Source organism: Amycolatopsis sp. NPDC102389 (assembly GCF_044765885.1).
In the GTDB taxonomy this organism is placed as follows: domain Bacteria; phylum Actinomycetota; class Actinomycetes; order Mycobacteriales; family Pseudonocardiaceae; genus Amycolatopsis.
The window spans coordinates 38965-61074 of the sequence record NZ_JBIWKX010000035.1 but is presented as its reverse complement, the minus strand read 5'-3'; the positions used below and the strand labels follow the sequence as shown (position 1 = coordinate 61074).

The 22110-nt window shown below is 68.9% G+C and carries 18 protein-coding genes; 9 read left to right on the top strand and 9 right to left on the bottom strand.

Features of this window, described 5'->3' with window-relative positions:
- The first annotated feature begins 230 nt into the window (after positions 1–230).
- Positions 231–2300: an AMP-binding protein gene (locus tag ACIRGA_RS26615; RefSeq protein WP_400945572.1), complete on the top strand. Its 2070-nt coding sequence runs from the start codon at positions 231–233 to the stop codon at positions 2298–2300.
- Here ACIRGA_RS26615 and ACIRGA_RS26610 read toward each other — a convergent pair.
- A complete protein-coding gene (locus tag ACIRGA_RS26610; RefSeq protein ID WP_400945570.1) occupies positions 2257–3906 on the bottom strand; it encodes an AMP-binding protein in 1650 nt (549 codons plus the stop codon). The two genes, ACIRGA_RS26615 and ACIRGA_RS26610, sit on opposite strands and share 44 nt — an antisense overlap.
- Before the next feature lie 107 nt (positions 3907–4013).
- On the opposite strand from ACIRGA_RS26610, the gene ACIRGA_RS26605 reads away from it, so the two are divergent.
- The 3 genes from ACIRGA_RS26605 to ACIRGA_RS26595 all read left to right on the top strand — a co-directional run bounded on the left by ACIRGA_RS26605 (position 4014) and on the right by ACIRGA_RS26595 (position 7462).
- Complete coding sequence (locus tag ACIRGA_RS26605) at positions 4014–4829, top strand: response regulator transcription factor (protein WP_400945568.1); 816 nt, start codon at positions 4014–4016, stop codon at positions 4827–4829.
- Between the two features lie 601 nt (positions 4830–5430).
- Positions 5431–6408 (top strand): GlxA family transcriptional regulator, encoded by a 978-nt coding sequence (locus tag ACIRGA_RS26600; protein WP_400945566.1) that lies wholly within the window; start codon positions 5431–5433, stop codon positions 6406–6408.
- Between the two features lie 64 nt (positions 6409–6472).
- Positions 6473–7462, top strand: coding sequence for an alpha/beta fold hydrolase (locus tag ACIRGA_RS26595; RefSeq protein ID WP_400945564.1), 990 nt, complete (start codon positions 6473–6475; stop codon positions 7460–7462).
- Positions 7463–7630: 168 nt separating this feature from the next.
- Here ACIRGA_RS26595 and ACIRGA_RS26590 read toward each other — a convergent pair whose 3' ends face one another.
- Both ACIRGA_RS26590 and ACIRGA_RS26585 read right to left on the bottom strand, forming a co-directional pair.
- Positions 7631–8590 carry a DUF6528 family protein gene (locus ACIRGA_RS26590; RefSeq protein WP_400945562.1) on the bottom strand — a complete coding sequence of 320 codons (960 nt, stop codon included), beginning with the start codon at positions 8588–8590 and terminating at the stop codon, positions 7631–7633.
- A gap of 77 nt (positions 8591–8667) precedes the next feature.
- Positions 8668–9624 carry an Acg family FMN-binding oxidoreductase gene (locus tag ACIRGA_RS26585; protein ID WP_400945560.1) on the bottom strand — a complete coding sequence of 319 codons (957 nt, stop codon included), beginning with the start codon at positions 9622–9624 and terminating at the stop codon, positions 8668–8670.
- Between the two features lie 156 nt (positions 9625–9780).
- Between ACIRGA_RS26585 and ACIRGA_RS26580 the strand changes: the two genes are divergently transcribed.
- Positions 9781–10068: a dsRBD fold-containing protein gene (locus tag ACIRGA_RS26580; protein ID WP_400945558.1), complete on the top strand. Its 288-nt coding sequence runs from the start codon at positions 9781–9783 to the stop codon at positions 10066–10068.
- A gap of 6 nt (positions 10069–10074) precedes the next feature.
- Here the strand turns inward: ACIRGA_RS26580 and ACIRGA_RS26575 are convergent, their stop codons facing one another.
- The gene (locus ACIRGA_RS26575; protein ID WP_400945555.1) at positions 10075–11799 is read right to left on the bottom strand and encodes a GAF domain-containing sensor histidine kinase; all 1725 of its coding nucleotides are present in this window, start codon (positions 11797–11799) and stop codon (positions 10075–10077) included.
- 130 nt (positions 11800–11929) lie between these two features.
- Between ACIRGA_RS26575 and ACIRGA_RS26570 the strand changes: the two genes are divergently transcribed.
- Complete coding sequence (locus ACIRGA_RS26570) at positions 11930–12907, top strand: Acg family FMN-binding oxidoreductase (protein WP_400945553.1); 978 nt, start codon at positions 11930–11932, stop codon at positions 12905–12907.
- A 15-nt stretch (positions 12908–12922) separates the two neighbouring features.
- Here the strand turns inward: ACIRGA_RS26570 and ACIRGA_RS26565 are convergent, their stop codons facing one another.
- The gene (locus ACIRGA_RS26565) at positions 12923–13555 is read right to left on the bottom strand and encodes a response regulator (RefSeq protein WP_400945550.1); all 633 of its coding nucleotides are present in this window, start codon (positions 13553–13555) and stop codon (positions 12923–12925) included.
- Between the two features lie 187 nt (positions 13556–13742).
- On the opposite strand from ACIRGA_RS26565, the gene ACIRGA_RS26560 reads away from it, so the two are divergent.
- A complete protein-coding gene (locus ACIRGA_RS26560; RefSeq protein WP_400945548.1) occupies positions 13743–14048 on the top strand; it encodes an ANTAR domain-containing protein in 306 nt (101 codons plus the stop codon).
- A 101-nt stretch (positions 14049–14149) separates the two neighbouring features.
- Entirely contained in the window at positions 14150–14524 is a 375-nt protein-coding gene (locus ACIRGA_RS26555; protein WP_400945644.1) for a response regulator transcription factor, read from the top strand.
- Positions 14525–14532: 8 nt separating this feature from the next.
- Here the strand turns inward: ACIRGA_RS26555 and ACIRGA_RS26550 are convergent, their stop codons facing one another.
- The 3 genes from ACIRGA_RS26550 to ACIRGA_RS26540 all read right to left on the bottom strand — a co-directional run bounded on the left by ACIRGA_RS26550 (position 14533) and on the right by ACIRGA_RS26540 (position 20841).
- Positions 14533–19032 carry a HAMP domain-containing protein gene (locus ACIRGA_RS26550; protein WP_400945545.1) on the bottom strand — a complete coding sequence of 1500 codons (4500 nt, stop codon included), beginning with the start codon at positions 19030–19032 and terminating at the stop codon, positions 14533–14535.
- Between the two features lie 16 nt (positions 19033–19048).
- The gene (locus ACIRGA_RS26545) at positions 19049–20083 is read right to left on the bottom strand and encodes a PAS domain S-box protein (protein ID WP_400945543.1); all 1035 of its coding nucleotides are present in this window, start codon (positions 20081–20083) and stop codon (positions 19049–19051) included.
- Positions 20084–20160: 77 nt separating this feature from the next.
- On the bottom strand, positions 20161–20841 hold the full coding sequence (locus tag ACIRGA_RS26540) for a response regulator (protein ID WP_400945541.1): 681 nt from the start codon (positions 20839–20841) through the stop codon (positions 20161–20163).
- 321 nt (positions 20842–21162) lie between these two features.
- Here ACIRGA_RS26540 and ACIRGA_RS26535 point away from each other — a divergent pair, with 321 nt between their 5' ends.
- A complete protein-coding gene (locus tag ACIRGA_RS26535; protein WP_400945539.1) occupies positions 21163–21432 on the top strand; it encodes a hypothetical protein in 270 nt (89 codons plus the stop codon).
- Positions 21433–21447: 15 nt separating this feature from the next.
- On the opposite strand, the gene ACIRGA_RS26530 is transcribed toward ACIRGA_RS26535, so the two are convergent.
- On the bottom strand, positions 21448–22005 hold the full coding sequence (locus ACIRGA_RS26530; RefSeq protein WP_400945536.1) for a hypothetical protein: 558 nt from the start codon (positions 22003–22005) through the stop codon (positions 21448–21450).
- Positions 22006–22110 lie beyond the last annotated feature (105 nt).

Genomic DNA, 22110 nt, shown 5'->3' with positions numbered 1-22110 from the left:
GCCGGAGGCTGGCGTTAATCGGACGTCGCGATCGACACCGTCGGCGGACGGCGTCACGCCGCCGGAACACTTACCCTTTCCCTGACGGTTCCCTTGCGCGGCCGTGAACCCGCGGTCGTTCGGAGTATTGCGTTCGGCCGATTGCTGGTAGGTTCGCCGAACTTGAAGGACGAAGGAGGCGCCGGCAGCGGCCCGGTCAACACCCGAACGCGCGTGGTGAGGCGAATCGCATGCGAGACGATGTGGTCCAGGCGAGCTCGATTCTCGGGCATTCCCCCGGCCAGGTTTGGGAAGTGATCGGCGATCCCGAGTCCTACTCGAGGTTCGTCGCGGAGATCAGCTGGTGCGAGATCCAGCGCCCCGCCGAGCGTGGGCGTGGCCCGAAATGTCTTGTCCGGTTGGAACCGCGGCCGGGGACACTCGTCGTCGGTGACATCGAAGCCCGGGTCTGGCGGCCGGGCGAACACGTCGTGTGGTGCGGCGTCGAGAACGACGGTGTCTGGGTTTCGGTGGAGCTGCGGCAGGCTCCCGGCGGCGGCACGGAACTCGTCGCTCAGCTGATGCTTCCGGCCCCGCACTCCGCTCTCGTCTCCGCCGCGTCCTTCAAACGCACCGTCCGCGCGACGGCCCGCCGGATCGATCTGCACCTTTCGGGCCGGGCGGCGTCACCCCAGGACGAACCGGCGCACACCAAGGCCACCACGCTGCACACGGCGAGCACGCTGATCAAGGCAGGCGTGCTCGCGGCGGGACGCCCGGACAAGATCGCCCGGCAGCTCACCTCCTTGTCGCAATGGGGCGCCACCCTCGCCGGCGGCTACTCGGCCAACGCCGCCCGCGTGCCCGACGACGTCGCGTTGCACGACGAACGCAACGTCCGGACGTTCCAGCAGACGGCCGATCGCAGCAACCAGCTCGCGAACGCCCTCACGGCCCGCGGAGTGCGCGCCCGTGACCGGATCGCCTTGCTGTGCCGCAACCATGCCGCGATGGTCGAGTCGCTGATCGCGTGCAGCAAACTCGGGGTGGACGCGATCCTGCTCAACACCGGGCTTTCCGCCGACGCCGTCGCGGACGTGATCGGGCTGCACAAACCGGTCGCGGTCCTCGCCGACGACGAGTTCTCGCGCGTCATCGCCGGCATCCCCGGCGATTTCCTGCGGCTGTCCACCTGGCCGGAGACCGAGAACGGCTACCCGACGATCGATCAGCTGATCGCCGGGGTGCCCGCCACCAAACTCAAACCGGTGGACCGGATCGGCAGGCTCGTCGTCCTCACTTCGGGCACCTCGGGAACGCCCAAGGGCGCGCGACGTCCGACTCCGAAAGGACTCTCGACGTCGGCCGCCATGCTCGACAGGATCCCGCTCCACTCCGGAGACCGCTTCGTCGTGGCCGCGCCGCTGTTCCACAGCTGGGGGCTCGCCGGCATGCAGATCGGGATGGCCGTACGGGCTTCGCTGTCGCTGATCCGCCGGTTCGACGCCGAAGAGATCTTGAGGACCATCGCCGAACATCGGTGCGGCGTGCTGTTCGCCGTCCCCATCATGTTGCAGCGCATCCTCGACCTGCCCGAACGGATCCGCACCCGCTACGACCTGTCGTCACTGCGGATCGTCGCCAGCAGCGGATCCGCGCTGCCGGGCCCGATCGTCACCGAGTTCATGGACACCTTCGGGGATGTGCTCTACAACTTCTACGGCTCCACCGAGGTTTCGTGGGCCAGCATCGCCACACCCGAGGATCTGCGCGCCGCACCGACCACCGCCGGCCGCTGCCCGCCCGGCACCCGCGTCGCCATCCTCGACGACGACCACAACCGCGTCCCGCCGGGCTGGGAGGGACAGATCTTCGTCGGCAACGACATGTTGTTCGAGGGCTACACCGACGGCGCCAGCGTGCCCCGGGCGGAGAACCTGATGGCGACCGGCGACGTCGGCTACCAGGACGCCGCCGGCCGCCTCTTCGTCACCGGCCGGGCGGACGAGATGATCGTGTCCGGTGGGGAGAACGTGTCGCCCCGCCCGGTCGAGGAGGCCATCGTCGCGCTGCCCGGCGTCCACGAAGCCGCCGTGATCGGCGTGCCGGATCGCGAGTTCGGGCAACGCTTCGCGGCGTACATCGTCCCGAAACGCGGCGCCCGGATGAGCGCGGACGACGTCCGCGCCTACATCCACCACCGGCTGGCGCGTTTCGCGGTCCCGCGGGACGTGTACTTCGTCGAGGAGCTGCCCCGGAACGCGACCGGGAAGGTGCTCAAGCGGTTGCTGCGGGACGAGACCTGGCCGATCGGTCAGTAGCGTGCCGCTCCCGCAGGAGAAAGCGCTGGATCTTCCCGCTCGGCGTCTTGGGCAGCTCCGGCACGAAACGCACCTCACGCGGGTAGGCGTGCGCGGCGAACCGGGTCTTCACCAGTTGCTGCAGTTCGGTCACGAGCGCGTCGTCCGCGGCGACACCGTCCCGAACCACCACGTACGCCACGACCACCTCGCCGCGCAGCTCGTCCGGGACGCCGATGACGGCGGACTCGGCCACGGCGGAATGCTGCTGTAGAACGCTTTCCACGTCGAACGGGCCGATACGGTAGCCCGCCATCAGGATGACATCGTCGTCCCGCGAGGCGAAGGTCAGATAGCCCTCCACGTCCTTGGCGGCGACGTCGCCGGTGTAGTACCAGCGGCCGTCCTCGCTGAAGCGGGCGGCGGTGCGCTCGGGGGCGTCGCGGTAGCCTCGGAACCACAGGAGCGGGCTCGCGGGAAGGTCCAGTGCGACGCGGCCGCGTTCTCCCGGCTCCGCGATCACATCGGCGTCCTCGCGGAGCACCTCGACGGCGAACCCCGGCAGGACGCGCCCCATCGAACCGGGCTTGACCTCCGCGCGGAGGTCCGGATGCCACGCGTTGCCGACCACCATGCCGAGTTCCGTCTGTCCATAGTGGTCGTAAACGCCGACACCGAGCTTCGACGACGCCCACTCCAGGACGTCCGGGGTCAACGGTTCGCCCGCCGACGAACAGTGCCGCAGGCGGAGGCCGTCCGGTACCGGGGCGGCCGAGTTCCGGAGCGCGCGGTACACCGTGGGCGCGGCGGCGAAGTTGGTCACGCCGAACCGCTCCAGCACCGACCACGTCAGCTCGGCCGAGAAACCCGCGTGCAGCAACAGGCTCCGCCTGCCGGTCGCCATCGGCGTCATGATCGCGTAGTAGAGACCGTAGGCCCAGCCGGGGTCGGCGGCGTTCCAGAAGACGTCGTCGGCGCGGACGTCGAGCGCGAAGTCTTGGTACGACTGGAAACCCGCGAGCGCGCGGAGCGGGATCGGGACGGCTTTGGGTGTGCCCGTGGTCCCGGAGGTGAACAGCTCGACCAGGACCCCGGACCCGCCGGTCTCAGCGGCTCCCGGCAGCGGAGCGGCGTCGGCCAGCAGTTCCTGGAACGACAGATCACCCTCGTCACCGTCGCCGACGACCACCACCCGCCGTGACGGGTCGGCGGGCAGATCGGCGGACGGCGTCAGCTTCGAGCGCTGACCGGCGTCCGCGATGACGACCTTCGTGCCGTTGCCGGTGATGCGCAGCGCGATGGCGGGCGGCGCGAACGCGGTGAACAGCGGGACGTGCACCGCGCCCAGCCGCCAGATCGCGAGCAGCGCCACGACCAGTTCCGCCGACTTGCCCATCAGGGTCGCCACCCGGTCCCCCGGCCCGACCCCGAGGCCGAGCAGCGCCCCGGCGAACCGTTCCGACCGCTCACGCAGCTCGCCGTAGGTGAGGTCCACACTGGTCAGATCCGCTTCGACCACGGTGAACGCGACCGCGTCCGCCGGATGCCGGTCGCACAACAGCGTCGCCGCACTGGCCCGCTCGTCGTCGTAGACCTCGAGCAACCGCCGGACGTGAGCTTCGGTCATCGTTTCTCCCGGGACCTGTCGAAGGCGTACAGTTCCGGAAATCGTGCGGGCGGACCCGATCCGTCCACCACCCCCGATCGAGGGGGATCACCGAGGAGGGTGAGCCGATGCCGGTCGACGACGCCCAGCTCCTCGGCGCGGTCTCGGACCTGCGCCGGGACACCGGCCTGCCGGTCGGCTTCGCCGGGATCGCCGGCGCCTCACCTCGGATGCGGCTGACCGCGTTCCTCGGCAACCGGGGCACCGCGCTGAACGGCCTGTCCGTCCGCGCGGGCTGCGGTCTCGGCGGCAAGGCGCTCGCACTGACCCGGCCGGTCGTCGCCAACGGCTACCACAGCGCCACCACGATCAGTCACGACTACGACGAGCCGGTCCGCGACGAGGGCATCCACTCGGTGGTCGCGATCCCGGTCGTGGTGCGCCGTCGCGTCCGTGCCGTGCTCTACGGCGGCCTTCGCGACGAGGCCGTCCTCTCCGACCGGACGATCACCGCGGCCCTGCACGCCGCGCGCGATCTCGAACAGACGTTGGCCGTCGAGGACGAGATCGAGAAGCGGCTCGCCGAGGCGCGGCCGCTGGCCGAGCACCATGAGGCGGCCGCGCCGCGCGAGCGGCTTCGTGAGGTGTACGGGGAGTTACGGGCGCTCTCCGGCCAGATCGGCGACAGCGTGCTCCGTGACCGCCTCGACGCGGTGTGCGAGAACCTCACCGGCGCCGCTTCCCCGGTCGTGCGCCTGGCGCCGCGGGAGCTGGACACCGTCGCGCTCGTCGCGCTCGGGCTGACGAACGCCGAGATCGCGCACCGGCTGGGCCTGACCGCGGAGACGGTCAAGAGCTACCTGCGGGACGCGATGCGCAAACTCGACGCGACCTCGCGGCTGCAGGCCGTCACGCACGCGCGGCGAGCCGGCCTGCTCCCCTGACTCAGCCTGCGGGAACCGGCGAGACCGAGGAGATGCAGTACTTGTCGCCGCCTCCATGGTCCCGGTGAAGTCCTCTTCGTGGTTCAGCGTTCCGGACACCGTGAGCGTCACAGAACGTCTCGTGGTGAAGCGGGCTCGCCCACGAGGCTCATCCCCTCTTGACTGTCCATAAGGGACACTTTGCGAGAACATGGCGCCCGTTTTAGGTGATATGCTCGGTTTGACAACGGGGTCATGAGTGCTAATGAGCGTTCTATTGAGGGGTAAGTCAAATATGGCGCGCCGCGCACTCTTTACACCCTGGGTCCGCGCTGACCGACGAGGGTCGACCGCGCCACGAATGTCCACAAGGGACACTTTTCGAGCCACAAGTGTCCGATTTGGGTAGTATGCACGGTGTTGCAAGGGGGTCGTGAGTGACAAAGAGGGTTCTAACCCTCATTAGCACTCACGACCCCGCGCAGAATCGTACATTAGACACCAATCAGACACTCAAGCATCGTGACGTGTCCTTGTGGACACTGAGTCCGGTCGGCGCCCAGAATCAACCCTAAACTGGTTCCAACCGTCATCACCACTCGCGAATCACTAGAATCGGCCCATGAGACGGCTGGCCGTGGTGGTCTTCAACGGGGCGTCGCTCGGCGCGATGTCCTTCGCGTTCGGCGTTTTCGAGATGGCTTCCGCCTTCGGGGAGTTGCCCGGCCTCGAACTCAAGGTCGTGGGCGGTGAACCGGGCACCGCGCTGCGGGGCGGCGGGCTGACCGTCCCGGTCCCCGAAGACCTCGGCGCGGTCCGGGACGCGGACTTGGTGCTCGTCCCCAATTGGCGGTCGCCGATGGAGGATCCGCCGGAAGCTGCGCTGGAGGCACTCCGCTCGGCGCACGACCGTGGTGCCCGGGTCGCCGGGCTGTGCAGCGGCGCCTTCGTACTGGCCGCCGCCGGACTGCTCGACGGGCGCCCCGCGACCACGCACTGGGCGATGGCGCCGCTGCTCGCGGCCCGGTTCCCCGCCGTCCGGCTCGACGAATCGGTGCTGTACATCGACGACGGCGACATCCTGACCGCGGGCGGTGGCGCGGCGGGGATGGACCTCGGCCTGCACCTGATCCGCTCCTGGTGCGGCGCGGAGGTGGCGAACCGGCTGGCGAAGGGCATGGTCGTCCCGCCGCATCGACCTGGTGGGCAGGCGCAGTACATCGAATCGCCGATCCCGGAACTCGACGAGGGCGACCCGGTGTCGGAGACGATGGCCTGGGCGCTGACCCGGCTCGACACGGCGCTCCCGGTCGACGAGCTCGCCAGGCGGGCGCATATGAGCAGGCGCAACTACGACCGCCGGTTCCGTGAGATCACCGGCGCCGCGCCCGGCACCTGGCTCACCCATCAGCGCGTCATCCGGGCGCAGCAGCTGCTCGAATCCACCGATCTCCCGGTCGACGAGATTGCCAGGTATTGCGGGTTCTCTTCGTCCGCCGCGCTCCGGCCACATTTCCGGCGGCAGGTCGGGGTCACACCGGTCTCGTACCGGGAGACGTTCGGGACCAGGCTGGGCGTGCCGGAACCCATCCTGTCCTGAAACAAACCTTGATTGGCGAAAACACCGCTCACGGCAGGTACCGCGACGGGGCCACGATCGAGACATGACCGAAGACAGCCGTTCCTTCCTCAACCGCCGGTCCATGCTCACCCTCGGCGCGGGGGCCGCGGCCGCGCTGGTGGCCTCGGGTGGCATCGCCGAGGCGGGCCAGTCCGGCGCCCCCGGCGACGCGGAACTCGCCCGGTCGCTGCCCGGCGGTTTCCGCAGCGAGTACGCGCAGGTCAACGGCGTCCGGCTGCACTACGTCGCCGGCGGCCGGGGCGAGCCGCTGATCCTGCTGCCGGGCTGGCCGGAGACCTGGTGGCAGTATCGCGAGATCATGCCGGAGCTGGCGAAGCGCTACCGCGTGATCGCCGTCGACCTGCGGGGCATGGGCGGCTCGGGCAAGCCCCAAGGCGGGTACGACAAGAAGACGATGGCCCGCGACATCTTCGAACTCGTGCGCACGCTCGGCCACCGGCAGGCCCATATCGCCGGGCACGACATCGGCGCCATGGTCGCGTTCGCCTTCGCCGCCAACCACCCCGAAACGACGAAGACCGTCACGCTCATGGACGTCTCACACCCCGACGAAAGCCTGTATCAGCTCCCGATGCTGGCCCCGCCCGGGCAGCCGGTGAACGTCTGGTGGTTCGCCTTCAACCAGGTCGCGACGCTGCCCGAGCAGCTGCTGACCGGCCGGTCACGCTTTCTCGTCGACTGGATGTTCGACCACCTGGCGGCCGACCCGGCTTCGATCGGGAGCCGGGACCGGGCGATCTACGCCGCCGCGTATGACCGTCCGGACGCCATCCGCGCCGGGAACGGCTGGTACCAGGCGTTCGGCGCGGACATCGAGGATCAGAAGGCGTACGGGAAGATCACCGCGCCGATGCTGGGACTGGGCTCGGAGTTCAACTACGACTACCTCGCCGCGGTCCTGCCGTCCAAGGCGACCGACGTCCGGGTGCGGAAGATCGCCGGTTCCGGGCACTTCGTCGCCGAGGAGCGGCCGCGGGCGGTCGTCGACGAGCTGCGCGCCTTCCTCGGGTGAGGTGTATACCCCGAATGGGTCAACGCCGCCCACCGAACGGCCGGATTCACTCGGTCAGGTGAAAGACGCGGCCGCGCGTCATTCTCGCGACGAGGGTCCCTCTTCTCTGGTGTGTCGGTACCGGCCGGAAAGCCCCCCGAACGGCCGGTACCGACATGGAAGTTCAGCTCAACCGATCCACCAGCGGGCCTTGTAGATCCACGCGCCGTGCAGCGCCAGCTCGGCGCGTGGAAAGGCCAGCCGGACGGTGTCCGTGCACCACGTGCACAGATGACCGTCCTGGACCGAGGCCGTCAGGATCTGCCCGGTCCGAGGGTTCGTCGACACGCTCTTCACATGCGGCCGGTCGATCTCCCGCGCGCCCGCGTAGCGCTGGGTGAACCCGCCGCTCGTCTTCGAGAACTGGTACACCCCCGCTTCCGTCGTCACCCACAACAGATCCGGCCGGTTCGGGACTGGCTGGAGGTCGTGTCCGCCCTTGGTCGGAACCGGGACGGACCGCTGCTCGGTGAGCACCGGAGCCGCGGGCGTACCGCCGACGCTCAGCGCGACGAGCGAGTCGGTGCCCAGGGCCCACAACACGTTCCGTCCGGCGTCCCACACCACGCCATGGGCGCCCACCAGCCGGTATTCGGCGTAGGTCGTCGAGCGCTGCCCCTGCGAAGCGGTGTAGATCCGCACCCAGCCGCCGGTGCTGGCCGCCACCGCGACGTTCCCGTCCGGCAGCAGTTCGATGCTGTGCGGGTTGGCGGGCCCGCCGACGTTCGCCGCCCAGTACGCCCGGTCCCCCGCCGGATAAGGCACGACGGCCGCGAAACCACCCGACGCCGACGTCAGCAGGAACTTCTCACCAGCTCGTTCGGCGAGCTTCGCGTCGCTCGGGTTGCTCCACGAGCCGGCCAGGTCCGCCAGGCCGTTGGCGGCGTTCGGCGCCCAAGACCAGCTCACCTTCCGTCCCTGCCAGGAGGCCCGGTCGGCGGGCAGGACCAGGATCCGTTTGGACGCCTGTTCGGTGATGACGATCGAGCCGCGATCGCGGCCGGCGGCGTCCGCCACCGCCGACGCGGACGCCGCGACCGAAAGGCCCACGACGGCCAGCGCCATCAAGGATTTCCGCATGATCTTCATACCGAGACCGAACCCGCCCAGGATGACCGGCGGGTGGCGGCGACCGGAAACGTGGGTGTCGACGAAGTGACCCGGGATCAGAGGCTTGCTTCGGACCTCCGGACCAGCACTTCGCCGACCGGACGGCGTGCCGTCATCGGAGCCGGGCGGCCGTATCCGAGGCGCAGCACGGCGTGCGGGCGGCCGAGGTCGGCGAACGCCCGGTCCATCGCGGCCCGGGTCGCCGGGGTTTCGAACGGCCTGCCGACGAACGACGTCGCGAGGCCGGCGGCCGTCGCGGTCAGCAGGACCCGCTGCAGCACCATTCCCGCTCGCAGATCCGCGGCGGGTCCGCCCTCCGCGGTCAGGACCGCCCCGAGCACTGGCTCGCCGCCTTCGGGGTCGGCGGCGAAGAAGGACTCCTGCGCGGGAATGCCGTGGGGCGAGGGCGGGCTCGTCGGTGCCAGGACACCGTCCGGCGCGGTGGCGGTCCGCCGCGTCCACAACGCGACCTCCGCCTGGAACGCGCCGTTGCGTGCCTGCGTGGCCTCTGCGCGGTGCAACACGCGCGCGACCGCGTTCGCCCGGTCACCGCGGCCGAACAGTTCCAGCAGCCCGCCTTCCACCAGCGCGGCCGCCCGCAACGTCGTCCGCGCCCAGACGGGCACCGGCCGGTCGAGGAACGGACGGCGGTTCGTGTGACGGCGGAAGACGGCTTCGGCCAGTTTCCGTTCCTCCGGTGAGGAGAACCGGTCGCCGCCGAGCACGAGTCCGGCGAGCAGATCCGGCTCCTCCTGGTCCGGAACCAGCCGCACCGAAAGGGTCTTGCCGTTGGACCGCAACGAAACGATCAGGTTGAACAACGCCGCGCCGCACGAAAGCCGGGCTTCGCGGGCGTCGGGGTCGGCGATCCGGAGCACCCTCGTGCGATCGAGCCACACCTCGATCCGCTCCCGGTCTACGACGAACCGCCACGGCTGGGTGTTGAGCGGGGACGGCGCGCGGACGGCGGCCGCCACCGCCTGGTCGACATGGGTCGGTAACGGAATTTTCATCGCAGGCTCCGAAGGAATGGGGTTGATCCACCATCGGCCGGGGTACCCGGCGACCGCAGCGGCCGCCGGTCACGAATTCCGAGGACTTTCGCCCCCGATTCGCGGGGAGCGAGGACTTTGGACCCTGTGCCACCAACGGCCGTGCTGGGAGTCTCGATGACCGGAACGGAGCCGACGATGACCGACAAGTGGACGATCGACGTGTCCCTGCAGCACGATCCGTACCGGGTGCGCGCGGAGGCGTTGCTCCGCCTCGAAGACGGCGGTGAGTTCGTCGGTGTCGGGATCGCGGAGGCCGGGCTGAGAACCTCCCAGATCGGTTCCTACCTCGCGGTGACGCGGGCGCTTTCGGATCTCACCGCGGAACTGCTGGAGACCGTCGCCTCCGACGTCGCCCGCTCGATCGAAGTCGACGGGGTCCTCACCGCGCAGTCGGCGAACTGACCCGGGTCAGCGCAAGGGGGCGGACCACTCGACCCTGGTGCCGCCCTCGTCCCGGGTCTCCGTCCGGAAGGTCCCGCCCGCCTTCTCCGCGCGGTCCCGCAGTTCCCCGGGCTCTCCCGCGGTCCCGGTGCCGTCGTCGGTGACCACGATCCGCAGAACGTCGTCCCTCACGGCGACGCTCACCGCGACACTGCTCGCCCGGGCGTGCCGGACGACGTTGCCGACCGTCTCCCGCACCACCGCCTCGACGTGTTCGGCGAACAGGAGAGGAATCGAGTCGAGCGGGCCGGACAGGCTGATCGTCGGGTGGATCGGGGTTTCGTCGGTGAGTTCGGCGATCGAGTCGTAGAGCCGGTGCCGCAGCCGGACCCCCTGCTGCCCGGCCTCGCCGCCGTGGAGATCGAAGATCGCCGTGCGGATCTCGTGCACGATCTCGTGCATCTGGTCGATGCTCTCGCCGATCCGCCGCCGCAGTTCCGGGGTGTCCGCCCGGCGGTGCGTGCTCTGCATGGCGAGACCGACCGCGAACAGCCGCTGGATCACGTGATCGTGCAGTTCCCTGGCGATCCGGTCCCGGTCGGCGAGCACGTCGAGTTCCCTCGCCGTGCGCTGCCGCGCCGCCAGCTGGAGCGCGAGCGCGGCCTGGTCGGCGAACGAGGCCACCACCGGCAGCTGGGCGAGCTCGAACGGGACCGCGTCCGGATTCCGCACCGCCATCAGCACTCCGGACGTGCGTTCCCGCGCCCGGAGCGGCACCACGAGTGTCGGACCGAGGCTGAACTCTCCATCGGGGCCGAGCGTCAGTTCCGGAACGCTGCGCGGGGTCCGGTCGCGGTAGACCGCGCCCGGCACCGAGTCGGCGACACTGATCCGCGCCCCGGTCAGCTCCGCCGCCCGCGCGCCCGCGCACACCGCGATCGTGAGCTCTTCGGCCTCGTCCTCCCCGTCCGGGCCGACGTCGAGCCTGCCGGAACCGGGCAATGCCAGCAGCGTGAGATCGGAACCGGTCAACTCCAGTGCCCGCCCCGCGATCAGGTTCAGCGCGTCGACGGGATCGGTGCCGCCCAGCAGTTCCGTGGTCACCTCACTGGTGGCCGCCTGCCACCGCTGGCGGATCCGCGTCTGCTCGTACAGGTGGGCATTCTCGATCGCTATCCCGGCCGCGGCGGCGAGTGCCTGGACGACCACCTCGTCGTCGTCGGTGAAACTTTCCCCGCGTTTCTCCGTGAGGTAGAGATTCCCGAACACCTCGTCGCGCACCCGGATCGGCACGCCGAGGAACGAGCGCATCGGCGGATGGCACGGCGGGAACCCGGCCGACGCGGGATGCCGTGAAATGTCGGCCAGCCGCACCGGCTTCGCCTCGTCGATGACGAAACCCAGCAGTCCGTGACCTTTCGGGAGATGCCCGATCTGCTGGGTCGTCTCGCCATCGATGCCGTGATAGACGAATTCGGCGAGCGAACCGTCGTCCGCGATCACCCCGAGCGCGCCGTAAGTGGCTTCGCCGAGATCGATCGCCGCCTGCACGATCCGGTGCAGTGTCGTGTCCAGCTCCAGCCCCGACGCGACCGCGAGCACCGCTTCGAGCAGGCCGTCCATCTTGTCGCGCGTGCCGATGAGCCGCTCGATGCGATCCTGGAGATCCCGCAGCACTTCACGAACCCGCAGCTGGGAAAGCGCGCCGGTGATCCGGTCGTCGCTTCCGCTTAGCCGGTCATGAGCCGACATCCTGCTCCGCCTCCGAAGATCGGGACGACTTCCGGCCGTGGTGACTTTCTCCTCTTCCGGCCCCGCACCGTGAGCGGGACCGTCTCATCAGACAACCGTATTTGCCCGTGGCATAGCGGCGGGGGAAACCATGACCATACAAGTCACCAGGGTCGGACGCCTGAACTCCGAACAGGTGAATTCCGTGCTCCGATCGGCCATGCTGGCCCCGTCGACGCACAACACCCAGCCGTGGCTTTTCCGGTGCACCGGAACCGGGATCGAGCTCCACGCCGATCCTCGCCGTATCCTGCCGGTCACGGATCCGGACGGCCGTGAACTCGTTCTGTCGTGCGGTGCCGCCCTCTTCACCCTCCGGACGGCGATTCACGCACTGGGCTTCCATCCGGCGACGACCCTGATGCCGAGTCGCGCCGATCCCGATCTGCTGGCCGTCGTCCGCCCGCTCGCCGAGCGCACCCCCGATCCGAAGGTCGCCCGGCTCGCCCGCGCGATCCCCCGCCGCCGCACCAACCGGCGGCCGTTCCTGTCCAGCGTCGTCCCGAAACCCACCCTCGCCGTGCTCCGCCACGCCACCGAACTCGAGCACGCGTGGCTGCCGAACCTCGACGCCGAGCAGTGCCGGCTTCTGCGCGACCTCACCACGGTCGCCCGTCGGAAGCAGCTCGCCGACCCCGCCTTCCTCGCCGAACTCGGCCGCTGGACAGAACTGGGCGCGGGCACTCGCGACGGGGTGCCCTCCTACGCGACCGAGGGCAGCCCTGCCGACGAAAGCTGGCTCCTCGACGAATTCGGCGGAGCGACCGGTGATCCGCGGCCGGTCCCGCTCGTGGTCGCGATCGGATCGCTGACCGACGATCGGCTCGACCGGCTGCAGGCGGGCCAGGCCCTGCAACGGGTGCTGCTCACCGCGACCGGCGCGGGACTCGACGCGTCGTTCATCTCGCCGCCGATCATGGTTCGCGAGGCACGCGCCGAACTCCGGCGGATTCTCGGCTGCGGCGTGTGGCCACAGGTGCTGCTGCGGGTCGGCTACGGCTCGCCCCTGCCGTGGACGCCGCGCCGCCCGCTGGACGACGTGCTGCTCGATTCGCTCATTTCCGCTTGAGCCGGGCGGGATCCGTCACTGCCGCCGCAATTCGGTGGCCAGCACCGCCGCCTGGGTGCGCCGCTGCATCCCGAGTTTCGTCAGCAACCGCGACACGTAGTTCTTCACGGTCTTCTCGGCGAGGAACATCCGCTCGGCTATCTGCCGGTTGGTCAGCCCCTCACCGATCAGTTCCAGCAGCGTGCGTTCCTGGTCGGAAAGGCCCGCCAGCGGGCCCTTTTTGGCGGCGTCGTCACGGAACTTCGCCATCAGCGTCGCGGCCGCCCTCGCGTCCAGCAGCGACCGGCCGAGGCCGACCTCCTTGACCGCCGCCACCAGGTCCATTCCGCGGATGTCCTTGATGACGTAGCCGCTCGCGCCCGCCATGATGGCGTCCAGCATCGCCTGCTCATCGGTGTAGGACGTGAGCATCAGGCATTTCAATTCCGGCATCTTGGATCTCAGCTCCCGCGCGAGTTCGACGCCGTTGCCGTCCGGCAGCCGCACGTCGAGCACCGCGACGTCCGGCCGCAGCGCCGGGATCCTCGCCAGCGCTTGGGAAAACGTCGCGGCCTGCCCGACGACGCACAGGCCGGCGTCCTCCTCGAGCATGTCCGCGACCCCTCGACGGACCACCTCGTGGTCGTCGACAAGAAACACCCGGAGCATTCCGACCTCCACGATTCCCCTCCCCGGCTGAGCGTACGGTGCACGACCGGTCACTGCGACAGGCCAAAGGGCCCTGTTCGGCGCCCGTTCGGGTGGCTGCCGCCGTCCGGACCAGGTTCATTTGCATCATTCGAGTCAGGACGTTCTGTTCTTCCCGGAGCAGTGCCGCCGCTGCGACGATCACCTCATGTCCGAGACCACGCATTCGCCTGCCCCGTTACCAGGCTCTCCCGACCCGGCCGACGACCTCGTGGCCATGCGCGACCGCGTCCGCTTCTACCGGGCCCGCGCCGAGCAGCTCCAGTACGCGCTGGACCACCGGCTCCCCATCGAGCAGGCGAAGGGAATCCTCGCCGAGCGTTACCAGGTCGACATCGAAGCGGCGTTCGAACTGCTGCGTTCGTTCTGCCGCAACAACAACATGAAAATCCACGACGTCGCCAGGACGCTCATCGAGCAGCCGAGCGAAGGTGACCGCCGGATCCCTTGCTGAGGCACGCCATGTTCGGCGGGGGGCCCGCGACCACCACCGGCGCCGCAGACCACGCGGGCACGGACTGGGTGATGAACCGACCGCCGACCCCCAGGCTTCGGGTGCTCGTCGCGGACGACAACCCGGTCATCGGCGACGCCCTGCGCGCGCTCCTGGAGTCCGAGCCGGACATCGAGGTGGTCGCCATCGCGCTGGACGCGGGGGAAGCGGTCGCGCTCGCGGAACTGCTGGCCCCGGAGGTCGCCGTGCTGGACGTGCGCATCCCCGGCGGGGGTGGCGTGTGGATGGCGCGGGAGATCCGGCGGCGGGTGCCGCACACGCGGCTGATGGCGTTCTCCGCGCACAGCGACACCCGATCCATCGCCCAGATGGCGTCCGCGGGCGTCACCGAGTACCTCGTGAAGGGCACTCCCAACACCGAGATCGTCGCGGCCATCCGCCGCGTCTGCGCGAACAGCGCCAACGGGACCGAGTAGCCGGGACGTCAGTCCGCGAGCCAGCGTTCCATGCAAGCCAGGAGTTCCTCCGCGTTCACGGGTTTGGTCACGTAGTCGCTCGCGCCGGCGGCGAGGCTCTTCTCGCGGTCCCCTTCCATCGCCTTCGCGGTCACGGTGATGATCGGCAGGCCGGCGAACTTCGGCATCTCGCGGATCGCCGCCGTCGTCGCGTGGCCGTCCATCTCCGGCATCATGACGTCCATCAGGATCAGGTCGATGCCGTCGTCGGCGAGCAGCTCCTCGATGCCCTTGCGGCCGTTGGGCGCGTGCACCACCGACAGGCCGTGCAGTTCGAGCATCCCGGAGATCGCGAACACGTTGCGGGCGTCGTCGTCGACGAGCAGGACCTTGCGTCCCTGCAGCCGCGGCGGTCCGGCAGGCGGTTCGGTGGCCTGAGCCGTCGGTTCCGGGCTCACCTCGGGCTGGTGCATCAGCGGCAGGATGCCTTCGAGTTCACTCGCCGAGATGTGCAGCATGATGCGCTCCCGCAGCATGTCCAGCGAAGGCAGCAGTTCGACCGGATGCACCCGCGCGTGCCCGTGCAGCAACCGTTCGTGCGCGGCGCTGAGCTTGCGGGTCGCGTACGCCAGCACGGGGACTTCGATGGGATCCGGCCCGTCGACGAGCCGTTTGAGGAACGTCAAGGCGCTCGTCCCGGGGATGCTGGTGTCGAGCACGACGCAGCGGTAGCTGTCGCGTTTCAGTTCCTCGAACGCTTCCGCCGGATCCGCCACCGCCCGGACCTGGACCGAGCCGTGGCTGTCCGCGATGTCGGCCGCGACACCGCGCGCGAGCAGGGTCAGCAGACTGTTCTGCTCACTCTCCACCACCAGGACCCGTCGCTCCACCGCGTCGTCCACAGTGGACTCGTCGAGGCTCGCGGGCGCGGCGAACCTGGCAACCGGAAGGAAAAGCGTGAACGTGCTGCCGGTCCCCAGGACACTGTCCGCCCGGATCTCGCCGCCGAGCAGGTAGGCGACCTCGCGGCTGATCGACAGGCCGAGCCCGGTGCCGCCGTACTTGCGGCTCGTGGTCCCGTCGGCCTGCTGGAAGGCGCCGAAGATCGAATCGAGGTTCTCCTCGGCGATCCCGATCCCGGTGTCGGTGACGCTGAAGGCCACCAGGGATTCGTACGGGGGCTCGCCCGACGGCGAGCCGATCGTGTCGACCAGTTTCACCCGAAGCTCGACGCTGCCGTCTTCGGTGAACTTGACCGCGTTCGACAGCAGGTTCCGCAGCACCTGCCGCAGTCGCTGCTCGTCGGTGAACAGCAGCTCCGGCACGTTGGGTTCGACGGTGACCTGGAAGTCGAGCCCCTTCTCCGCGGTCAGCGGGCGGAAGGTCGTGCCCACGTAGTCGAGCAGCTGGCGCAGCGGGAACGGCTCGTGGTGGATGTCCATCTTGCCCGCCTCGACCTTCGACAGGTCGAGGATGTCGTTGATCAGCTGCAGCAGATCGGTGCCCGCGGACTGGATCACCTTGGCGAACTCGACCTGTTTGGGCGTCAGGTTCTGGGTCGAGTTCTGTGACAGCACCCCCGCGAGGATCAGCAGGCTGGTCAACGGCGTCCGGAGTTCGTGCGACATGTTGGCCAGGAACTCGGACTTGTACTTGGACGCCAGCGCGAGCTGCTGCGCACGTTCTTCGATCTCCTGGCGCGCCTGCTCGATTTCGAAGTTCTTCACCTCGATGTCGCGGTTCTGCCTGGCGAGCAGCTCGGCCTTCTCCTCCAGCTCCGCGTTGGACACCTGCAGTTTCGCCTGCTGCGCTTGAAGCTCCTCGGAGCGGGCCTGCAGTTCCTCGGCGAGCCGCTGGGATTCCTCCAGCAGGGAATCGGTCCGCGCGTTGGCGATGATCGTGTTGACGTTGACCCCGATGGTCTCCATCAGCTGCTCGAGGAAGTCCTTGCGCACGGCGGTGAACTCACCGAACGACGCCAGTTCGATGACGCCGAGCACCTGGTCCTCGAAGACGATCGGCAGCACGATCAGGGTGACCGGCGGAGCCGAGCCGAGGCTCGACGAGATCTTCACGAAGCCCGGCGGCGTCCGGTCGACCACGATCGGTTTCTTGGTCTGCGCGGCCTGCCCGATCAGCGACTGCCCCATCGCGAAGTCCGAGGGCGCGTCCAGGGCCTCGCTGTGCCCGTAGCTGGTGATCAGCCGCAGCCGGGTGCCGCTCTCGCCGGATTCGGTGAGGAACAACGTCCCGTGCTGGGCGCCGACCAGCGGGGTCAGCTCGTTCATGATGAGCGTGGCCACCACCCGCAGGTCCCGATGGCCCTGCATCAGACCCGAGATCCGGGCCAGGTTGGTGTTGAGCCAGTCCTGCTCCTCGTTCGCCCGCGTGGTCTCGCGCAGTGACTGGACCATCGCGTTGATGTTGTCCTTGAGCTCCGCGACCTCGCCCTGTGCCTCGACGGAGATCGACCGCGTGAGGTCGCCGGTGGCCACCGCGCTGGTCACCTCGGCGATCGCCCGGACCTGCCGGGTCAGGTTCCCGGCGAGCTCGTTGACGTTCTCCGTCAGCCGCTTCCAGGTGCCCGAAACGCCTTCGACCTCGGCTTGGCCGCCGAGCCGTCCTTCGCTGCCGACCTCGCGGGCGACGCGCGTGACCTCCGCGGCGAACGCGGAAAGCTGGTCGACCATCGTGTTGATGGTGGTCTTGAGCTCCAGGATCTCGCCCCGCGCGTCGACGTCGATCTTGCGCGAGAGGTCGCCCTGCGCCACCGCGGTGGTCACCTGGGCGATGTTGCGGACCTGGCCGGTGAGGTTGTTCGCCATCGAGTTGACGTTGTCGGTGAGGTCCTTCCAGGTCCCGGCGACGTTTGGCACCCTGGCCTGCCCGCCGAGGATGCCCTCGGTGCCGACCTCGCGCGCCACGCGCGTGACCTCGTCCGCGAAGGCCGAGAGCGTGTCGACCATCGTGTTGATCGTCTGCGCGAGCGCGGCGACCTCGCCCTTCGCCTCGACGGTGATCTTCTGGGACAGGTCACCCCTGGCGACCGCCGTCGCGACCTGGGCGATGGAGCGCACCTGGTCGGTCAGGTTGTCGGCCATGACATTCACCGACTCGGTCAAACCCTTCCACGTACCCGACACACCCTTGACGTCCGCCTGACCCCCCAGCCGCCCCTCCGTACCCACCTCACGGGCCACCCGCGTGACCTCGTCGGCGAACGACGACAACTGGCCGACCATCGTGTTGATGGTGTCCTTGAGTTCCAGGATCTCGCCGCGGGCGTCGACGCGGATCTTCTGGGAAAGGTCGCCCTTCGCCACCGCGGTGGTGACCTCGGCGATGGACCGCACCTGGTCCGTCAGGTTGTCGGCCATGACATTCACCGACTCCGTCAAACCCTTCCACGTACCCGACACACCCTTGACGTCCGCCTGACCACCCAGCCGCCCCTCGGTACCGACCTCGCGAGCGACGCGCGTGACCTCGTCCGCGAACGACGACAACTGATCCACCATCGTGTTGATCGTGTTCTTCAACTCCAGGATCTCGCCCCGCGCGTCCACGGTGATCTTCTGCGACAAGTCGCCCTTCGCCACCGCTGTGGCGACCTGGGCGATGGACCGCACCTGCGCGGTGAGGTTGCCTGCCATGAAGTTCACCGACGTCGTCAGATCCCGCCACGTCCCCGCCACGCCGGGCACCTGAGCCTGCCCGCCGAGAGCGCCCTCGGTGCCGACCTCGCGAGCGACGCGCGTGACCTCGTCCGCGAACGACGACAACTGATCCACCATCGTGTTGATCGTGTTCTTCAACTCCAGGATCTCGCCCCGCGCGTCGACCGTGATCTTCTGCGACAGATCACCCTTCGCGACGGCCGTCGTCACCTCGGCGATCGACCGCACCTGATCGGTCAGGTTTCCCGCCATGAAGTTCACCGACGTCGTCAGATCCCGCCACGTGCCCGCCACCCCGGGAACTTCCGCCTGCCCGCCCAGCCGTCCTTCGCTGCCGACCTCGCGCGCCACCCGCGTGACCTCGTCCGCGAACGACGACAACTGATCCACCATCGTGTTGATCGTGTTCTTCAACTCGAGCATCTCGCCCTTGACGTCGACGGTGATCTTCTGCGAGAGATCACCCTTCGCCACCGCGGTCGCGACCTCGGCGATGTCACGGACCTGGCCCGTGAGGTTGCCCGCCATCGCGTTCACCGAATCGGTGAGGTCCTTCCAGGTCCCCGAAACCGAGGGCACCGCCGCCTGGCCACCGAGCTTCCCGTCGGTCCCCACCTCGCGCGCGACCCGGGTGACCTCGGAGGTGAACAACGCCAGCTGATCGACCATCCCGTTGAAGACGACCGCCATCTCGTCCATGAGGACGTCGTCCACCTGCGGCAGGCGAGTGCTGAAATCACCGTCGCGAACGGCTTTCAGCCCCTCCAGCAGCCGCTGCAGGCCCTGGTCGTCGATCGCCCCGCCCACGCGGACGACTTCTCTGGATCCGCGTTTGCTTCCCGGCTCCGGCATCGAAACGCTCCTTCGTTCAGCTCCGCGCGGGCCCGGGAGGGCCCAGCGGAATCCAGAAGGCGACCGACGTACCTTCGCCCGGCCTGCTGGAAATCCGGAACCAGCCTTGCGCCGCTTCCGCACGTTCACGCATCGACGCCATTCCGATGTGCTCGCCCGACAACGTTTCGTGCGCCTGGTCGCCGTCCGGTTTCATCCCGTCGCCGTCGTCGGCGACCTTCACCAGCAGACCGCCGTCCCGTTCCGTCAGCGAGACCACGACGCTGCCGGCGTTCGCGTGTTTACGCACGTTCACCAACGCCTCCTGAAGAATGCGGAAGGCGGTGACGACGAGGTCGGGCGGCGGGTCGGCGGCGAGATCGTGCCGCAGCGTGCAGTCGAGCCCCCAGCCGGCGACGACCTCGTCGAGGTAGTCGCGGACGGAAGCGACCAGGTCCTCGTCGTTCAGCGCGGGCGGGCGCAATTGGGCGACGAGGATCCGCAATCGCCGGATCGCCCCTTGAATCGCTTCGTCGAGTTGCATCAAAGCGGGATCACGCCGTTGTGCGGCGAGCATCTGCAACCGCATGCTCACCGCGATCATCGACTGAATGGAATCGTCGTGAACATCCCACGCGATACGCCGGCGTTCGGTTTCCTGTGCCCGGACCAAATGCGCGAAGGCCTGCCGCCGCTCGGTCCTTTCCGCCAGTATTCTCCGGCGTTCGGTGAGATCACGGGTCACTTTGCCGAAACCGACTAGGTCGCCCTGTTCGTCTCGCAACGCGGTGATCACGGTGTTGGCCCAGAACCGTTGCCCGCCGCGGCGGACGCGCCAGCCCTCCTCCTCGTGGCTCCCCATCTGTGCGGCGACCAGCAGTTCGGCCGCGGGTTTCCCGCCTGCGACGTCGGCATCGGTGTAGAAAACGGAGAAATGACGGCCGAGGATCTCGTCCTCGGAATATCCCTTGATCCGTTCCGCCCCCGGGTTCCAGCTGATCACCCGTCCGTCGACGTCCAGCAGGTAAATGGCGTAGTCGACGACGCTGTGCATGAACAACTCGAAGAGCACAGCGCTACGGTGATCAGGTGTCCGTTCCGATGGCAGCATGGCCATAGTGCAGCTTGACACTCGGATACGTCTCCCCGCTACGGCCGTTCGAGGAGGCCATTCTTCCGTGCGTGCGCCACGGCTTCGAGTTTCGAATGGGTCCCGGTCTTCACCAGGATCCGCTGCACGTGATTCCGCACGGTATTCCGCGCCAGCCGCAGCTCGTCGGCGATCCGGTCGGTCCCGGCGCCGTCGGCGATCAACCCCAGTACCTGCCGCTCCCGCAGGGTCAGCACCGGCCCGAGCCTGCCCGAAGTGCCGGCCAGCATGGCCAGCGCGCCACTGAGCAACTCCGGATCGATGACCAGGTCGCCCGCCGCGATGGTCCGGATCGCCCTGATCAGCTCGTCGAGGAGACCGGATTTCAGCAACAGCCCGGCCCCGCCGACCTCGAGGATCCTGGCGACGATGGCGCTGTTCGCGTCGCCGGTCAGCACCAGCACCCTGCTCGACGGCGAGACCTCGCGGAACCCGGCGATCGCCTCGATCCCGTCGCCGTCCGGCAGCCGCCGATCGAGCAACACGATGTCGGGCCGGTGCTCCCCCGCCGCGATCATCCCGTGTGCCAAGGATTCCACCGACGCGACCAGATCGATCTCCGGGAATTCTTCGAAGGCCGCGCCCAGGGCTTCGGCCACCATCTTGTGGTCCTCGACGAGCAGCACCCGGATCGGGGCCGCGGCCGGGGGCATGGGCTGCGGAAAGCTCGGGTTCGGCATGCACCTTCTCCGTCGATCGTGGGTCTCGCCGGACCATTGTCCGGCAGATTCCCGGAAATCAATCCTGCCCACGGCCGTATTCACCCGCGTGCGGATTCTCCGATCGGTGCGCCGGATGTGCCGGCGCATTGTCCCACCGCGTCCGGCGGGCCCGTCGTTTCGACGCCGACCCGTGACCCGCCGTACCCGTTCGGCGACCGAGTGGGGTCTTTGTGCCCTCGATGGCACGACCTTCGGCGCTGACCGGAACGGCCTTCGGTACCTCATCGTCGTAGGTGACGAATTTCGCCGATCGTGAGTACGGGAAGGGTGAACCGGGACGTGACCACGAGAATCTGCGAGACCCGCCGCCGTCCCGGCACGCAGGCCGCCGCCCGCCGGACGCTCCTCGCCGCCGAACTCGAGCGGCTCCCGAGGATCGAGGCGAAACCGGAGACGCACACCGGCCTGCTCGACGACGTCCTGACCGCCATCCGGCAGCTCGAGGGCGCGGCCCTCGCCACCCGGTCGCGGCGCCGGTTCCCGCGATGGAACCCACGGGACCGGCGCGTCCAGCGACTGCGCGGCTGGCTCAGCGGCGTACCCGGCTGACCGGGCGCGCGCCGGTCACACCGGGCGCCACCGGCTGATATCCGCCTCCATCGGCACGACCCGGGTCAGCGACGAGCGGATCTTCAGCTCCATCGCCCGGTCCCGGCCGCGGCTCCCGCGAGGCGCGTACGGGTAGAAGGTGCCGCGCTCCCGGCGATAGACCATCGTCAGCCTCGAGTGCCGCATGTCGCTCAGCTCGGCGAACTCGACCGTCGTATGCGACAGCCACGCCGCGAACCCGGCCTGAGCCAGCCTCTCGTTGACGTCGACGAGATCGTCGAGCAGCCAGCCGAGGTCGCCGTTCTCCCGCCAGCACCGGACGATCGTCCGGCCGTGCGCGTCATGGGTGACCAGGTTGCGGCGGCCGGAATCCCCGGCGAGGCCGGCGATGATCTCCGCCTCCGTCTCCGCACCGGGGCGCCCGTCCGCGACGAAGCAGACCGCCCCCGAACCCGTCGGAGCGAGACCGTACCCGGATCGCAGTGCCAATACCGCCGACCTCAACTCCAGCAACGGAAGCAGGCTCGGCCGTACCGACCGGCTCCTCCCGAGTAGGCTTCCCAACAGCGCCATGACTTCACCGCACCTTTCTTCTGGGTGAAGCCTTTCCGATTTCGTCCGCACGCAGTAGGGCCGCACGGTCGCGCATCGCCGGGGACAAGTCACCGGTTCCGGTGA